At 55.8% G+C, this 16785-nt stretch carries 16 protein-coding genes and 1 pseudogene; 5 read left to right on the forward strand and 12 right to left on the reverse strand.

All coding sequences use genetic code 11. The features are described from left to right. Window positions 1–234: 234 nt before the first annotated feature. The 4 genes from malQ to F451_RS0109485 form a co-directional block, all read right to left on the reverse strand. Window positions 235–2448, reverse strand: coding sequence for a 4-alpha-glucanotransferase (malQ, locus tag F451_RS25215; RefSeq protein ID WP_083928394.1), 2214 nt, complete (start codon window positions 2446–2448; stop codon window positions 235–237). Window positions 2449–2571: 123 nt separating this feature from the next. Next, window positions 2572–2871: a YkgJ family cysteine cluster protein gene (locus F451_RS0109475; protein WP_020681129.1), complete on the reverse strand. Its 300-nt coding sequence runs from the start codon at window positions 2869–2871 to the stop codon at window positions 2572–2574. 65 nt (window positions 2872–2936) lie between these two features. Next, complete coding sequence (locus tag F451_RS0109480; RefSeq protein WP_020681130.1) at window positions 2937–3137, reverse strand: MbcA/ParS/Xre antitoxin family protein; 201 nt, start codon at window positions 3135–3137, stop codon at window positions 2937–2939. Between the two features lie 302 nt (window positions 3138–3439). Further along, the gene (locus F451_RS0109485) at window positions 3440–3754 is read right to left on the reverse strand and encodes a hypothetical protein (protein WP_020681131.1); all 315 of its coding nucleotides are present in this window, start codon (window positions 3752–3754) and stop codon (window positions 3440–3442) included. 154 nt (window positions 3755–3908) lie between these two features. Between F451_RS0109485 and F451_RS0109490 the strand changes: the two genes are divergently transcribed. The 3 genes and pseudogenes from F451_RS0109490 to corA all read left to right on the forward strand — a co-directional run bounded on the left by F451_RS0109490 (window position 3909) and on the right by corA (window position 5723). Continuing rightward, complete coding sequence (locus tag F451_RS0109490) at window positions 3909–4352, forward strand: YtoQ family protein (RefSeq protein ID WP_020681132.1); 444 nt, start codon at window positions 3909–3911, stop codon at window positions 4350–4352. Between the two features lie 90 nt (window positions 4353–4442). Then, a pseudogene (locus tag F451_RS27170) lies at window positions 4443–4562 on the forward strand (YtoQ family protein); the annotation flags it as partial. A gap of 213 nt (window positions 4563–4775) precedes the next feature. Beyond that, window positions 4776–5723: a magnesium/cobalt transporter CorA gene (gene corA / locus F451_RS0109495; protein ID WP_020681133.1), complete on the forward strand. Its 948-nt coding sequence runs from the start codon at window positions 4776–4778 to the stop codon at window positions 5721–5723. 214 nt (window positions 5724–5937) lie between these two features. Here corA and F451_RS0109500 read toward each other — a convergent pair whose 3' ends face one another. From F451_RS0109500 to F451_RS0109520, 5 genes are all read right to left on the reverse strand, one after another. Continuing rightward, a complete protein-coding gene (locus F451_RS0109500; RefSeq protein ID WP_020681134.1) occupies window positions 5938–7200 on the reverse strand; it encodes a hypothetical protein in 1263 nt (420 codons plus the stop codon). 415 nt (window positions 7201–7615) lie between these two features. Continuing rightward, a complete protein-coding gene (locus F451_RS25220) occupies window positions 7616–8062 on the reverse strand; it encodes an amidohydrolase family protein (RefSeq protein WP_156826428.1) in 447 nt (148 codons plus the stop codon). Window positions 8063–8168: 106 nt separating this feature from the next. Beyond that, window positions 8169–8612: a hypothetical protein gene (locus tag F451_RS0109510; RefSeq protein WP_020681136.1), complete on the reverse strand. Its 444-nt coding sequence runs from the start codon at window positions 8610–8612 to the stop codon at window positions 8169–8171. Window positions 8613–8766: 154 nt separating this feature from the next. Then, window positions 8767–9264, reverse strand: coding sequence for a TspO/MBR family protein (locus F451_RS0109515; RefSeq protein WP_020681137.1), 498 nt, complete (start codon window positions 9262–9264; stop codon window positions 8767–8769). Window positions 9265–9424: 160 nt separating this feature from the next. Then, window positions 9425–9916 (reverse strand): hypothetical protein, encoded by a 492-nt coding sequence (locus tag F451_RS0109520; protein WP_020681138.1) that lies wholly within the window; start codon window positions 9914–9916, stop codon window positions 9425–9427. A 137-nt stretch (window positions 9917–10053) separates the two neighbouring features. Here F451_RS0109520 and F451_RS0109525 point away from each other — a divergent pair, with 137 nt between their 5' ends. Beyond that, window positions 10054–11883: a transglycosylase SLT domain-containing protein gene (locus F451_RS0109525; protein WP_020681139.1), complete on the forward strand. Its 1830-nt coding sequence runs from the start codon at window positions 10054–10056 to the stop codon at window positions 11881–11883. Window positions 11884–11925: 42 nt separating this feature from the next. On the opposite strand, the gene F451_RS0109530 is transcribed toward F451_RS0109525, so the two are convergent. Together F451_RS0109530 and F451_RS0109535 are read right to left on the reverse strand one after the other, a co-directional pair. Further along, the gene (locus tag F451_RS0109530) at window positions 11926–12159 is read right to left on the reverse strand and encodes a hypothetical protein (RefSeq protein WP_020681140.1); all 234 of its coding nucleotides are present in this window, start codon (window positions 12157–12159) and stop codon (window positions 11926–11928) included. A 123-nt stretch (window positions 12160–12282) separates the two neighbouring features. Continuing rightward, entirely contained in the window at window positions 12283–13491 is a 1209-nt protein-coding gene (locus F451_RS0109535; RefSeq protein WP_020681141.1) for an NHL repeat-containing protein, read from the reverse strand. 379 nt (window positions 13492–13870) lie between these two features. On the opposite strand from F451_RS0109535, the gene F451_RS25225 reads away from it, so the two are divergent. After that, window positions 13871–14263 carry an acyltransferase gene (locus F451_RS25225; protein WP_020681142.1) on the forward strand — a complete coding sequence of 131 codons (393 nt, stop codon included), beginning with the start codon at window positions 13871–13873 and terminating at the stop codon, window positions 14261–14263. A gap of 236 nt (window positions 14264–14499) precedes the next feature. Here the strand turns inward: F451_RS25225 and F451_RS0109545 are convergent, their stop codons facing one another. Then, window positions 14500–16683 carry an OsmC domain/YcaO domain-containing protein gene (locus F451_RS0109545; RefSeq protein ID WP_020681143.1) on the reverse strand — a complete coding sequence of 728 codons (2184 nt, stop codon included), beginning with the start codon at window positions 16681–16683 and terminating at the stop codon, window positions 14500–14502. Window positions 16684–16785 lie beyond the last annotated feature (102 nt).

A 16785-nucleotide genomic window follows, 5' to 3' on the forward strand; every position in this document is an offset into this window, starting at 1 on the left:
TGTACAAAAAAACATCACCTTAAATGTAACTAAAATCACGGTCAGATGGGCCGGCACTTTCCGGCATCGACAGAGCCGTCGCGACGGGCGCCGCAATAAACAAAAAACGACTTTTAATTCAGTAAGATAGTGGCATCTCATGCAGAATGAGTCGCTGATACAGTGAACCACCTGGCCTTATTCGTTTAGGCGGGTCGATGAAGCCACCAAAGCCGAGGAGCCAGTACAGTAAGCTCAGGAGCGTCCAGCATCCTGGCAAGAGAATGCAGCGCGCCTGGCATCATTGATGCGCCGGGCCAGATTTGCGTTGTCGGCAATGTCAAAAAAGCCTTCAACAGGCTGCTCCAGCTTACGCTGCCAGTTTTTGTATTCATCACAGGTACCGGGAACATTAACGGCAGACTCCATGCCTTGCCAGTCTTCGAGCTGGGAGATCACGATAGCCGCCCGGGATGACGCGAGATAGAGATGAATCGCATCGACGAGATCCCTCGTCAGGTCCGGTATTTCGCCCGCAACCAGTGGCTTGGGTATAAAGCCTTTTTGATACAGCGCATCGAGCATAAGCTGCTTGTGCCGGGCCCTGTCCAGACACAGCTGTTCAATTGCCTCAGCCCCGACAATAACATTCAGATCGCGTCTGAGCTCGATATCTGACAGGGACCACCAACTGGCCAGTGGCGCGACATCATGTGTATTGATGGTAGCAACCGCCATTTCCGGGTAGTGCTCTGGCGGTACTATCTGGTCACCACTCCTCTCGAAGTAAAGAACACGGTAACAATACATGGCATTTGCCAGCATCACGGCCGGCAGCTCCTCGGGAACGGTGCCCAGATCTTCACCGATGACCAGACAGTGGTTACGCTGGCTTTCCAATGCCAGCAGGCCAATCAACTCATTCAGGTCATAATGGACATAAGCGCCGTCTTTGGCGGCCTTGCCCTTTGGAACCCACCATAGCCTTGACAGTGCAACACAATGATCGAATCTTACGGCGCCGGCATGGCGCATGTTGGCCCGAATGTTTTTCACAAAAAGATCATAACCACTGGCCCTTAACTCACATGGCCGGAACGGAGGAAACCCCCAGTTCTGACCTTCAGGTGCCAATTCGTCTGCTGGAGCCCCCACCGTGGCATCAAAACAAAACAATGCCTGATTAGACCAGGCCTCGGAACCCGCCGGATCGACACCCACAGCAAGGTCGAGATACAGACCGACCTCCATTGCGCAATTTTCAGCCGTGCTCTGTACAGCCTGTAACTGTTCAGTCGCACACCACTGCAAATACTGGTAATACTCAATTCTATCCCGGTGACTCTGTGCAAATTGCAGCACGGCTTCCGATTGAGGGTTGCGGAATGCCTGCGGCCATACCGGCCACCCCCACCATTCAACGCTCTGTGAAAAAAAATACTCATGCAGGGCATCGTAAGTCGCATGTAACCGGAGCGCCTCCCCCTGCTCACCGAGATAAGCACGGTATGCCCGATCACGTGAAGTACCACGGTTCAGGTGCCTTTGCTTGAATTCGTCGAAAAGCAGTTCGAAGAATATTTTCTTGCCCTGCGCTACCCTGGCGTAATCCACATGATCGGTTTCACGCATGGCGCGCAGGTCATTCTGAAACGCCGCACTGGCAAATCGTTCTCTGGCCGCCGCACAGGTTGCAAACTCGAGCACCGTCTCCGGATCTATGTAAAAGATGTTCAGAAAAGCCCGATTGGATGGACTATACGGAGAAAACGCCAATGGGTTGGCAGGAAATAATGCATGCAGAGGACTCACGCCAATGATATCCACACCACAGGGTGCAGACTCCAGTACCAGTCGTTTAAGGTCCGAGAAATCGCCTATTCCCCAGTTGCGTTCAGAGCGAACCGAGTAGAGCTGGACCGACAAGCCGAATATTTTCTTGCCACTAATGAGGGACTTAGGACGAAAACATTGCGCCGGGGCCACAATAAGCTTCATTTCAGCCCGACACTGTCCCCTCTCATCAAAGAGCTGGAGGTGATGCAAGCCTTCGAGAAAGGTCCGCTGCAGTACCGCCAGCCGAGTGGGCAATCCGGCTTCTGAGGAAGCACCATTCGAGGGCAGAGCGCTTTCAGAAACGACTAGAGCCCCGCTGAACGTCTCGCCCTGTTCCGTTGTAACCCGCCACTCCCAATGATCAGCGGTATCGGTATGCGCAATATTGACAGTAAAACTGACAGACTGATTGTTTCGAACAATACAGACGGGCGGTAAGATTTCTTTTTGCCGAGCCTGAAAATCAGTCGATGATTCGAGTGTCGCATCATGCTCAGCCAGTTCACAATGAATGGAGCCCAGCACATTCCGTTGACTCTGCTCGGAGATCGCCACATGCCTGTTGCCAAAGCCTGCATATCCGCTGCCGATACCATAAAAGCTTGTTAACTTGCTCAATTCGCTAACGGGCATTGGACTTCTCGCAATGTGCTGAATGCAGATGACTGGTCATCGAATATAGGCACAGCCTGGCGAGATTTTCACCCGTTTTATTTCATCCAGGCAACGCTCGGGCCGGGCGCACCAGCCCGTTGATCAGACATAAGCAGCAGCACGCTCAGTGAGGCATTCATCGGCCCCCATTTCAAACTCGCGGCAAATCAGCGGTCGATTCTCATAGATAGTACAGAGCATGGTGTTACGATCCACCGCCAGACACCAGCCGTCATCGCCCTGCGCCATGGTTTCCCCACCCCATTCGTCGTACTCGATAAAGCGCTCGGGTACTCCGGTATCGGTCAGCAGCATTACCTTGAGGCGGCAGCAGCGGGCCGCACAGCTGGCACAGGTCACATCACCGGTCTGATCCGGCAGCAAGGTCACATCAATGGTCATAAATCACACAACAGCGGCATTGGGCGCCAAGCATAGCGCGATCACCCAGCCGATACCACGCCCTGTCAGGGCGTGTCTCCCTGTTCCAGCTGGTGCACCAGATCCATGATCTGCTCAACACCCGGGCCTGTATCCAGCATTTCCTGCGGGGTCATGCCCTCCAGTCCCATGTGGGGGCTGTTGATCCATTTTTCTGCCGCTTCCTTGTTGCCAAAATAGCCAATGGCAGCTTCCAGCAGCCGTTGTCGCGCATTTTCCCGAATCATTGCAGTCACCCCGTTGTGTAAGTCACCATCAGGACAGTCTTTCAAGTATAGAGCCATTAGGAACTCTCCCGCGTCCCGTCAGACGCTGACGTGACCACCTGTTTTTATCAATTTCAAATCATCGCTGCGCCGCACTTCCAGAACGATGATGCTATCACCCGAATTGCACGGAATCGGGCTTGTGGCTTGATAGCAAGCCAACGGGGCCGGTATCAAGACGGACTGCTGAATCATCAGGCCCGGACAATACCAAATGCGCTCTTGCGAGCACCAGATTGCAAATGCAGCGATTGTTGCAGCAATCAGCGCGCCAGCGCCTGTTCCAGAATCAGCTCCGCCTGCCCGCTGTCCAGCATGGCGGACACCTCTTCGGTAGAAAAGGGCGGCACACTGATGAGGCTGCGGGGCGACAGCATCAGCATGTCCCCCAGCCGCTCCGCGGGCCGATCGCTGAGCAGAAAGAACGGACAGTCCAGGTGCTCCAGCAAATCGCAATTGACTCGCTGCCCGGGCTCGGCCAGCACCTGTAAATAACTGCCATCGTGACAGCGGGCGCGCAGAGAGCTCGTAGGGTCATCAAAGCCATACAGCTCAGTTACGATCAGCAAGGACTGCATCCGTTTCACCTGTCCATACCTTAAACAGCAAGACTGCCACGGCCCCGGGGCTACGACAAGCACTGACCGGTGACTTGCAGAGGCACGGTTTGTTCGGGACAATGCACAAAGCAACCCCATTTTGTATACATATTAAATTATCAAGGAGCCCCCCATGATCTGGACAGTCTACCTTTCCGGCGAGATTCACAGCGACTGGCGCGAGCGCATTGAAGCTGGCTGCCTGGCACTGGACCTGCCCGTCGCCTTTGTGGGCCCCGTCACCGACCACGATGCCTCCGATGCTGCCGGCGATCACCTGGGCAGCGAGGACAAACCGTTCTGGCGCGACAACAAGTCATCGAAAGTGAACGCCATTCGTACCAAGACACTGATCGAAAGTGCGGATGTCGCCGTCGTGCGCTTTGGCAGCCAGTACAAGCAGTGGAACGCCGCCTTTGACGCGGGCTATCTGGCCGCCCTGGGTACCCCGTACATTACGCTACACGATGCCGACATCATCCACCCGTTGAAAGAAGTGGATGCGGCCGCCATGGCCTGGGCACAGGAACCTGAACAGGTGGTAGAGATTCTGCGCTACCGCACCCAGGGCAAATAAGCTCTTAAAAAACTCCGGGCGCCGTCGGTGTTCCCCGCGGCGGCGCACTCCGGAATTAAACGCTCTCGGCCCCCCCCCCCTTTAACTAACACGCTACACGATGCTGACATCATCCACCCATTGAAAGAAGTGGACGCTGCCGCCATGGCCTGGGCACAGGAACCCGAACAGGTGGTAGAGATTCTGCGCTACGTGACCCAGGGAAAATAAGTCCCCTGGCTGCAGACAAGCCGGGGCTCGCTGCAAGGCCCGCCCCGGGCTGCTGCCGCCCCACCGACCACGTTCATGCATTCCTTGCCGCCGTCAACCCACTCCCTCAAGCCCGGCTAAAAATATCCATCTAAAAGCTGTCCGTAGCGCTACAGCCACAGCGCGGTGTAACGCTATACTCTGGCGCATCACTGACAGGGAGTACGTTGCCCCATGCTGGCTGCATATCAACTCGAACAGCACCATCTGCGCAAAACGCCACTGACCACCAAAGACAACATTCCCGATGGCACCATCTGGGTGGATGCGCTGGAGCCTGACGAGGATGAGCGCAACTGGCTGTCAGAGCACTTTGTCGGCGGCTTGCCGGGGCAGGAAAAAGTCGACGAAATCGAGGCGTCGTCACGTTTCTTTACCGATGAGGACGGCCTGCATATCAATTCCCTGTTCCCCCATAAAGTGGGCCAGGAACTGCGCAGCATTAACGTATCCCTTAATCTGCGCCTAGATCGACTGATCAGTGTACGCGGCGAAGACCTCAGCCTGTTCCGGCTGCTGCGCCAGTACCTGCGCCAGGACCGGATTCAGGCCACAGGCCCCATGGAACTGCTGCTGCATCTGTTTGCGCTCAAGGTGGATTATCTGTCCGACTCCATCGAGGACGTATACAAGATCCTGGAGCCCGCCTCCGAACAGGTTTTCGAGACCGAAAACCTGGATGAAGTGCTGCGCATGATCACCCGTCAGGAGGACAGCAACGGCAAGATCCGCCTGAGCCTGCTGGATACCCAGCGTACCCTGCGTTTTCTGCAGCGTTACCAGATAAACCAACTCAGCAAGGACAACAGGCGTCAGCTCAAGGAAATGCTGTCGGACATCGAATCCCTGCTGCCCCACACGCAGTTCCTGTTCGACAAGATCAACTTCATGCTCGATGCCACCATGAGCTTCACCAACCTGCAGCAGAGCAAGATCATCAAGATATTCTCGGTCGCCGCCGTAGTATTCCTGCCGCCGACCCTGATCGCCAGCAGCTACGGCATGAACTTCAATATCATGCCTGAACTGCAGCAGAGCTGGGGCTACCCCATGGCACTGGGCATGATGCTCGCCAGCGCCTTCGGCACCTATTACTTTTTCAAGCGCAAGGGCTGGCTGTAAAAGCGGATAACAGTAAAACGGCAAAAGGTGCCCTGCAGCCTCAGCTCACTATCGTTAATGTACTGTTGCACTCTTGGTGGTGCTTTAGAACGCGCTCATTTTTTCGCCAGTCAAGGCGTGAGGCGGAGTCATAGTGGGGCTATGGCGACAACGAACAACGCAGGATGGCGGAAAAAGGGGCCGTTATAAGCTTCATATAGGGTCCAACAGTACATTAAGTCCGGGTAGACAACAGAATCAACATGCGCAGGAACTCCAGGATCTCTTCGCGAAAGACATCGTTATGGTTTTTGATCAGCGCCTTTGATACCTGCACATTGAGATAAGGATTACGCAGCGCTGTTTTGTTCAGACTGACCAGCTCGGTTGAGCCGAACTGCAGGGTGTCGCCAGCCTGCTGTTGAGACCAGATACTGTGTATTTCGCCATAGTCGGCGGCCTGCGCATCACGGGAGGGGCGCAGCCGGTGGGTCAGCAGGGGTGTAAAATGACCGACAGCCTGGCGGTCCGCGGCCCCCTCGCTGTAGCTCAGTGGGCGGCCACACTCGTTACGCTCGATAGTCCCATGAGTCTCGAAAAAGGTGGAAAGGCTACGCCCGATCGGGAACAGGTTCCCGGTGGCGCCGTCGGCCTCCGAGGTGAGTACAACCAGCCGTGGCAGCTGGTCGGCGAAGTAGCTGCAGCGGGCCTGGGCCAAGTCGTAGAGCGGCGCATAGTTAAGCGCCTCAATGGCTGGATTCAACAACACCACCAGATCACCGAAGCCCTTGGCGGTATCAACAAAACCTTTACCATCATGGCTATCAATAAAGCGGTCGGCCAATATCTGGGCGGTCGCGCGGTAAACTGCCGCGCCACCAAAACTGTGCCCCACAACCACCAGGCGACTTTGACGACTCATTGCCTGTGCACGGCTTACGTTGCGAATCTGCTCCAGCTTCAGCAGCAGCTCTGCCATCCCGAGTTGTCCGACTTCCTGTGCCGTTTTCTTGCGCTCCCAGAATGTCACGGTATTCAACACGGGAACATCGATGGACTCCCCTCTCCAGCCGACATAAATCCCGACCACCTTGCGCGGCTGTTCCTGCATGCGGGTCTCAAGCTCGCTTAGCTGCGCAAGGCTTTGCCTGAAACTTTTAATATTGGGGTCATCCGGCCTCGCGTTGTGGTGCCAGCCGTGCACAAAAACATTCATCAGCAAGCCCTGTTCAGCCGCCATGCGTTCTAATTCGGCGAGGAGTACATCCATCTGCGCCCTGTCACGAAGCTGTCCCTGATCATCAATCTCGACAAAGCCAAGTGTATATTCATCGTCGGAGCCGACATTGTAATACTGGATGGAATTCAACTCGCACCACTGCTGCGCCCCCACCGTGCAAGCGCTGAATTCACTGCGATACAGGCTATTCGAGGTACAGGCGGACAACAGAGCCATCACCGAAAAGAGAATAAATATTCTTTTGAATTTGATATCCATTCGAACACCTCCTGCTCCTTCTGGAAGACTCTGGAATCCAAGAATACTCACACATAATAGCCCCCCGGTTACCTTTTCGCCTTTTTCATTCCTACATGATCCGCTATAAAACGATAAGTTTTTATTCCTTTAAAAACAGGAACTATTACGAACCATATAAAACATTTAGAATACCAGCCAACCTGGATATTAATGACACCTGAAAACTCAAGAATGGATCGAATTAAAAATTCATGTTCCATTGAGCACCGCGGTAGAATTAATTGCCTGAAGAGATGATTAAGACAGGACAATTTTAGCTATAAATTTTATTCTGAAATCCTGAACCTTAATAACCAAACCACTCAATATTTACTGCCCATGCAACTCGAAATTCTTACCAGACGTCCTCTCAGGAATAAGCCGCACTCTGCACTCAGAACCCAATCAGCTGTGCGGCGTTTTTCCAGAAATATTTTTCGCGTTGCTGCGAATCAGGAAACTGCTCCTGGGCAAGCGTTAGCAGAATACCGATATCCAGGCGGTGACGCACGCGCAGGAAGGGCCAGTCAGAGCCCCAGATAAGACGATCCTCACCGTAAGCCTGTTGAATCGCATGCACGTAATCCGCGATATCCGCATAGGGGAATGCCTCACGCGAGAACTTGTCGAAGCCGGAGACCTTGATCCAGGTACGACCTGTCTGGGCCAACGCGAGAACGGCCTGAAATCCGGGGCTTCCACGGCCGGCATCCAGGTCCGGCCGCCCGCAATGATCGACCAGCAAACGGGCACCGGACCCGACGAACATATCCTTCAGCACAATCAGCTGTTCGCCCTCGACCTGCAACTGGGCGATCATGTCCAGCTGCGCATGCGCCAACAGGCGCCAATTCGATTAGCACTCGAAGCGATTCAGAATACGCATCAGCTCAGGCGCCGAGGCCCAGAGCTAACCGCGGCTGGCCGCAGGTGTGGCAGGCCAGCAGCTAATGGTTTTCAACTTTCCAGGAATACGTGAACGAGTCCCTTAGCGCGTGCGCCAAATTGTACGTTGCCCGTTGTGCGTCATTCATTTGCAGAAGGTCGGGGTCAATCGCTTTGGCCAGCGCCACCATCTGCGATTCCACTTCTCTGGCTTCAACCATACTGAGCTCGCCGATGTACAGTTCGCGAAACCGCTTGCGTGACTGCGCGATTTCATCCTCTGTATGCACCTCAGGACTCGCCATAACGCCCGCCGCCTGAATGGCTTCTGTATATAAACTCTGCCTCAAGGTATAAAACGGCCTGGCCGCTTCTATCTCCCTGGCGGCGGCTTCCTTGAGGCGCGTTTGATTGAAGCTTAAAACGCTGATGACCACGCCAATGACGACACTCATCACCTGGACGGTTGTGGCGAGCAATTCAAGTTTTGATTTTGTTTCGGGCATTGTCGCTACCTTTAGCAAGGTTCCCTCGGACGTCTGACCGCTGTAGCCGCGAAAACCGTTTTATTCGGGGCGCTGTTTCACCTGCTAAAGTCTTGTTCAAACCCGGCAAAAAGCCAGCCAGAGACGACCGTTCAAATCTTGCGATGCAGGTAACTTAACCAAGAATCTGTGGATTAAGTTGCCACAGGGAATAATTCAGTACCCATGCGAAACTTACCCACAGCAGGTAAGGAACCAGCAGCACAGCCGCAAGGGGCCGTACGCGCCAGAAATAACACAGGGTGATCACGATAAGTACCCACAGCACCGATACATCAACAAGCGCCCATACGCCGCTGTGCCAGGCAAAGAAAAGCCAGCTCCAGAGGGCATTGACCCCAAGCTGCAGCAAAAAGAACCCGAGGGCTTGCCGGTTGGCGCCATATCCACCACAACGCCACACCAGCCAGGCGGCCATGCCCATCAGGGCATACAGAGCCGTCCACACGGGACCAAAAACACTCGGCGCCGGCGCCCACTCAGGCTGGGCGAGCAGGCGGTAAAAGGACTTGGCCTGTATCGAAGCCACGGCGCCAATCGCGGACGCCACGAAACTTGCAACCAGCCAGCCAAGCAAACCCAGCACCTGATTACGCTTTGACAGTGATGACACAACACCTCCAGTCGATATCTACCAGGTACGTTTGCAGGTCATTAATGCGCTGGCAATTTACGTCGTCCGCACCGGTTTAATAAAGTGGCGCAGAGCGCGCCACTATTGGCCAACGGCAAATGCGAGCCCGGTTAATAGCGCATTGCCGGGGGCATATGGCTCACTCTGCCCTGGCGTCGGCACCATGCTCTGACAGCTGGGCACCAAACCAGCGGTGTATTGCCGTTAACAGCTGCAGATCCGTTGTTTGAAAGGTTATCGCCGCTCCCGTCGGCAACGCCGTATAGGATACATTGATGTGCGCAGCACCCGCCTGAAGTTCCTTGAGCCCCGGCATAGTGGCGCCATGCAGCGTTGCCGGATCCGAATAGTCACCGTGCTGAAACCGTACAGCCTCGTGCTTGAGGTGCTGCCGAATCATCGCAACCTGGTCCGTGTCGGCTGAACCCTTGGCAATCACCCGCTGTTCGCCCCCTGACTCAGTCATCTTGAAGATGTGTACGGTGCTGGACATATCAAACGGCATGACGCTATGGGACATGTGATGGACATGCTCTTGCTGGGTTTGCGCAAAGCCGCTGGAACCGGCCAGCAGAAGCAATGCCGCAGCCACCTGAAACACACCGCAAAAGCCCTGCACTGGTAACCTCATCAATAGTCTCCTGATCGCAGTAAAAAGAAAGGTCCGGCCTGTGAGACGTATCCGAAAACGTCAACAAGGCCTACAGTAGAGCGCATTAAACGCCTGCGGAAAAGGGCAACTGAAATGGCAGGCGAGAGGGGTTGGTCATGCGACATGCGACGGTGAGGGAACTCGTGCTCAGCGCAATGCTCTGGGCCATGCCCGTTTGCCTTTTTGCCAGCGAACTGAGCGTTCCGGTCACGCTGGATTACCGCATACTGGACCAGGCGCTCAACGAACAGCTGCTGCCAGGCGCTGGGCGCTCGGTGGAACTTGTCACCGACAGCAGCCGCTGCAACGGCCTTCGCCTGTCCAGTCCCCGTATCGAGGGCTCGGACGGTGGCCAGGTACGCATTCGTACCCGCATCAGTACCCGCACCGGCATTCCCGCGGGCGATCGCTGCATGCTGCCTTTGGAATGGAACGGTGTGATCGAAACGCTGCACCAGGCCTACATCGATCGCAACCGGCCGGCAATCGACTTCAGAATCGTAGATTCCCGCATCCTCAAAACCGATCAACAAACACAGGCGGTGCCCGGCGTCATCTGGGGCTGGATCAAGGACTTCATCCAGCCGCGGTTCGACGCCGTCACGGTTGATCTCGCACCCGCCGTGACCGGTCTGGAGGATCTCATGCACCTGATGGTACAGGCGCCGGATAGCCAGGGCGACCCGAGCAGCGTGCCCGTCAGTTTGGCGCTCAGAACCGTCACCGCGACTCCCGCGGGACTGCATGCAGTGCTGAGCGTGCAGTTGCCTGACCCGCCACTCAACTGGCAGCCGGCCAGTGAACGGGTACTGACAGAAGAGGAACTGGAGCGCTGGGATAGCGCCTGGCAGGCGTGGGATGGCTTTGCCACCTGGCTGTTCAAGACAATTGCCGTCACGGCTGAGCCGGAACTCGCAAATGCGCTGGCCGATATTCTGCTGGAGGCCCGCTATGACCTGCGCGATGCGCTGGTCGACGACGACCGGGCACGTGACCCGGTGCGCAATCTGTTTCTGAATACCTGGGAACGGCTGGCTCCCCTGCTCAATGACGCCCGCCTGGATATTCCCGAAGCGCAGGCCCTGCAGTACGCCACCTTTATCAGCGCTGCAGACGCGCTGAGTGCGCTGGACCGGGTCGCTCCCCACCTCGGCATGCGGCTGGACCGAAACAGTCTGCGCAGCTTCGCCCGCCTGCTGGCGCCTGCCCTCAGCGACGACAGCCTTGAATACGGCACCGAGGTCGATCCGGCGCTGCGCACACTGCTTGGGCTGGAACCGGAACTCAGCGGGAACGCGGAGGATGCACCGCTCCCTTTTGCCTGGCTGGTGCCCGCTGCCCATGCCGAGCAGATCACCCCTGCCCTGGTGACCCGCCTGACCAATTGGGTGCCGGCAACGACGGAGATTGACGATTACCTCGGCACAATGGCGCTGCTGCTCGATCAGGTGGTCCTGGCCGAGCGGCGCAAAGGCAAGGTACCGGGCGACGTCTTCGACATCTACGCCAACCTGCTGCGCACAACGGCGTGGCAGGAAAGCTGCTGGCGACAGTACGTCCGCAAGAACGGGCAAGTCCTCACCATCCTGTCACCGGGCGGTGCCATTGGCCTGATGCAGATCAACCGCCACGTCTGGCGTGGCGTGTACAACATTGATTCACTGACCCGCGACGTTGGCTACAACGCCCGCGCCGGCAACGAAATTCTGGTGCACTATCTGGTCGACTTCGCCATCAAGCGCAAGGAGGACCAGATCGCCGGTGATCCCCGCGCCCTCGCCCGCGCCGCCTATGGCGTCTACAACGGTGGCCCGGGCCACCTGAGCCGATACCGCAAGGCCGGAACCTCGAAGCACCTCAAGGCAGTCGACGAGGCGTTCTGGAAGAAATACCAGATCATGGCCTTGCAGGGAGCCGACGCAATCAAGGCCTGCTACGGAATCTGACCGCGACGTGCATGACAACAACAGGACGCAGTACCAGGCGCATCACTGGCCAACGGTCAATCCGATCCCTTGAAAGCCGAGCGATTTCACAAAATTCCGGCCGATTTTCAAGGGCGACGATTGAACAGGCCAGGACCGACGCGGTTGCTCTGTGATCCAGGCATCCTGCGCACGGCCACCTACAGCTTCTTTGGCAATACAGATAATTTGACCGGCGCGTTTAATCCTGGCCAAGTCCGGCGGCGAAAAATCGATCGTCAGATTAAATTGCGTCATTCAAATAGCTCCCTGGTAACGCCAAAATCCATCATGTTCGCTCTCCCTCTTATTGCGGCCGGCGAAGCCTATGCACAATAAAACACGCAGACTGGAAGGGAGTACCCGTCTGCACGACGAGGTTTATTCCTGCGCGAGTTGTGGATAGACCACCGTGTTACCCTGTACGCCCCATCCATAGTCCGAGTAATAAGCTCCGCCTTCATTGATTGGAGCGCTGCTGTGTTCTACGTAGGGTCGAATATGCACCAGCCCCGAAGTGCGCAGCTGGGTGCAGTAGAGTCCCTTTTCTGTATAAAACACGCGATGCGCCCAACTGTACTGCGTAGGGAATACGAAGCTGACTTCACTCGTGATCGCCAGTGTTGCAGGGTCGAGGGTCACGTCAAAGAGCGCATTGGGCTGATTGATGCTGACCTCCTTGGTAATGTCCGACGCCAGGAGGTAGGCACGGAAATCCTGCCCCGCAACATGGGGAGCGAACGTGAGGTGCAAAAGCCCGGCGGTGGCGCCCAGCTGGCCACTCAGTCGAACGAACTCGAGATCAGCGCTCGGCTGTATGCGGCCAAAGGTGCCTGTTCCTGCATCGGAGCCACCGAGCAGTACAAACCAGATATTCCCGTCTGGCCCGGCACGCATGCCGACCACCGTCCTGCCCTGCTCAGCGGGAACACTGAGCAGCTCCGGGGTCTGGATTTCACCGCAGCAGTATGGGCCATCGCTGGGCGCACAGCGTGCGATCTTGCTGTTGTCATCGATGGACGCAAAGATCTCACCGGTCTGGGGATGCCTGATCACGAATACCGGCGACTTTGGCACCTTCCACAGCGTAAATGCACCCGGGTTTGCCTTGTTGATGCGACAGACATAATAATCACCGGTCTCATCGCTGGGGTCCTTGCACGAGCACCACAGGTCCTCGCCAAACTCAGAGACACAATGCGGCCCCTTTCCTGGCTTGGGTACATCGATCACCGCCTGGACCCGGGGGCATTGCGATGCACTCGCACCCGGCGTGATACGCAGGAGTTGCGAGTCGTTTTGCAGCGTAACCCAGATATCCCCCTCATAAGCGGTCGACAGGGTCACGCCATGGAGCCCGGAGGTGGCGTTGCCGATCTGATAACTGCAGGCATTGACCGGCCGTCCCCTGTCATCCAGGTCGAGTTGCACCAGCGTACTGTCGTCCATCTGGGACAGCACGATCATCCTGCCGCCATTAACAACGCCCAGCTCATGCGTCATTCTGGCATTGGGCAAGGGATATTCCACAATATGTTTCGGATAGGCCGCCACAGGGGCGCCCGTTTTCGGGGTGATATTGGGTTGCATTATAATATCTCGTTAATGGACAGGACAGTAACCTGGCGGGTTAATAATACAGTGCTTGCCTGACGCCAAAAGGGTGTTTATTCTCTTGCACTCACACGTTTAAGAATTACCCACAAGCAGCGACGGCATGATCAGTAAAACACGACATTTCTGGCACGGCCTTCAAACGGCATGGTCTTTTTTTTCGTATCCCATCGTACGCGGCGAAGGTAACCAGCTGGAAAACGTCCCCCGGAATTTCCGCACTCGGCTCAAAATTTAAGGCAATAACAATACCGTACGCTTCGGGAAAAATTTCACCACAAAATGGCTGGAAATTGAAATATCAGGCAACAATACGGAACTGGTAATCGGCGATAACTGCAAAGTAACCGGCACGTTGAAAGTCAAGGGTACAAACAATTCACTGCACATCGGTGACAACACCACTGCGCAGGATGCTTATATCATCGCTGAAGAAAATCATAACGTCGAAATTGGCAAAGACTGCATGATTTCATCGGATATTCTGATCCGCACAACAGACGCGCACTCGATTATCGACCTTGAAACCGGGCAACGTAAAAACCCGGCACGCAGCATTCATATCGGCCATCACGTCTGGCTGGGCATGGGCTGCGTAATTGCGCCTGGCGCGAGCATTGCCAACAACTGCATCGTCGCTACGCGCGCAGTGGTCACAAAAATCTTCGACAAGCCCCACTGCACCGTCGGCGGCGTGCCAGCCAGAGTTCTTTCTGAAAACGTCGACTGGGACCGAAAGCGGCTTTAGTCCCGTCGGCTGCTGCCATAGGCAAGGGTTGAAGTACTTGTCGCCGCTCAGGCTGCTTTTGCAGTATTTCAAAATGACGGCTGAGACAATTACATCGAAGGAACCCGCGCCGCAAGCGGGCCAGGCTGATGTGAACGCTCGCTTCGCCCGCAGCCCATGCTGCAGCGGCTTCGCGTTACCGTCCCGGCTGACGAGGCGTTTCGTCAGCCGGGTTCGCAGCACTTATCAAGAAGGCATCAAGCCAGCGTCGCGGCACGCGCTGCATGCAGCTTTTTATAACTTTCGATCAGGCGCAGGTGCTTGTCCAGGCCTTCCAGTTGCGTATTGGTCGGGGTAAGACCGTAGAAGCGCACACTGCCATCCACAGAGCCCACCACGGCATCCATGGTCTGTTCACCAAACATGCGCCGGAAGTTGGCCAGGTAGTCGCCAAGCTCCAGCTCGTCATCGAGCGTGATTTCCAGTACCGCATTCATCGCCTGGTAAAACAGCCCACGCTCAACCGTGTTGTCATTGAACTGCAGGAAGGCCTCAACCCGTTCAAGGGCTTCTTCATGCTGTTCCAGGGCAAGATTGATCAGCAGCTTAAGCTCAAGAATGCTGAGCTGACCCCAGACCGTGTTTTCATCAAACTCAATACCGATCAGTGTAATGATGTCCGAGTGATCATCGATCTGGCTTTCTTCCAGGCGCTCCACCAGGTCTGCCAACTGCGCATCATCCAGGGCATGGAGGTTCAGAATGTCTTCCCGGTAGTTCAGCGCCTTGTTGGTGTTATCCCACACCAGGTCATCCACGGCGTACACCTCGGAATAGCCCGGCACCAGAATGCGGCAGACCGGGGCGCCCAGGTTGTCATAAACGGCTGTGTACACTTCCTTGCCCATGTCGTGCAGGATGTTGAACAGGCAGGCGGCCTCTTCTTCGTTCGTACCCGAGAAGTCCCATTCGACAAACTCGTAATCCTGCTTGGCACTGAAGAAGCGCCAGGAAACTATCCCGGACGAATCAATGAAATGCTCTACAAAGTTGTTCGGCTCAGAGACAGCAAGGCTGTTAAACGTGGGCGGCGGCACGTCGTTAAGGCCCTCAAAACTGCGGCCTTGCAACAATTCCGTCAGGCTGCGCTCCAGCGCGACCTCCAGGCATGGATGCGCCCCGAAGGACGCAAAGACACCGCCGGTTCTTGGGTTCATCAGCGTGACGCACGCCACCGGGAAAAGCCCGCCCAGGGAGGCATCCTTCACCAGTACCGGAAAGCCCTGCGCTTCCAGCGCCTTGATGCCCTCGAGAATATTGGGATATTTCTCAAGCACCTGCACCGGCACATCAGGCAGCGCGATTTCTTCTTCGATGATCTGCCTTTTCACCGCCCGCTCAAAAATTTCCGACAGGCACTGCACCTGTGCTTCATACAGGGTATTGCCAGCACTCATGCCGTTGCTGAGAAACAGGTTCTCGATCAGGTTTGAGGGGAAATACACCACCTCGCTATCCGATTGGCGCACAAACGGCAGCGAGCAAATACCGCGCTCGACCTTGCCGGAGTTGGTATCGATCAGGTTTGAACCGCGCAGTTCGCCGTCCGGGTTATAGATCTCCAGACAGTAGTCATCAAGAATTTCGTTCGGCAGCTCGTCTTTCGGGCCGGGCTTGAACCATTTCTCGTCCGGGAAATGAACAAACTCGCGGTTAGCGATTTCTTCACCAAAATACTGGTCGTTATAGAAGAAGTTGCAGTTCAGCCGCTCAATGAACTCGCCCAGCGCCGAACAGAGGGCGCTTTCCTTGGTAGCTCCCTTGCCATTGGTAAAGCACATGGGCGAGGCAGCATCACGAATGTGCAGCGACCACACATGGGGCACGATATTGCGCCAGGAGGCGATCTCGATCTTCATGCCCAGATCCGCCAGGATCGCCGTCATGTTGGCAATGGTCTGCTCCAGCGGCAGGTCTTTGCCCTCAATGTAGGTGCTGGACTCGCTGTCGGGCTCGACCATGAGCAGGGCTTGCGCGTCCTGATCCAGGCTTTCAACGCTTTCTATCTGGAAATCAGGCCCGGTTTGCACCACTTTCTTGACCGTACAGCGGTCAATCGAGCGCAGAATGCCCTGGCGGTCCTTGTCGGAGATGTCTTCCGGCAACTCGACCTGGATCTTGAAAATCTGGTTATAACGGTCTTCGGGATCAACGATGTTGTTCTGCGACAAGCGGATATTGTCGGTCGGAATGTTACGCGCCAGGCAATAAACCCGCACAAAGTAAGCTGCACAGAGCGCCGATGACGCCAGAAAGTAGTCGAACGGACTCGGCGCCGACCCGTCACCCTTGTAGCGTATGGGCTGGTCGGTGATGACGGTGAAGTCGTCAAACTTGGCTTCAAGCCTGAGATTGTCGAGAAAATTGACGCTGATTTCCATTACGAGGGTACCCGGTCTGCCTAGCTTGGAGGGCCATAGCCCTAAATTGCCGCCATTATCCCGTTTTTTCCGCCGTTCGTCTTGGATAGTCGCTCACAAAGG

The sequence above is a fragment of the Marinobacterium rhizophilum DSM 18822 genome, assembly GCF_000378045.1.
GTDB classification, from domain to species: domain Bacteria; phylum Pseudomonadota; class Gammaproteobacteria; order Pseudomonadales; family Balneatricaceae; genus Marinobacterium_A; species Marinobacterium_A rhizophilum.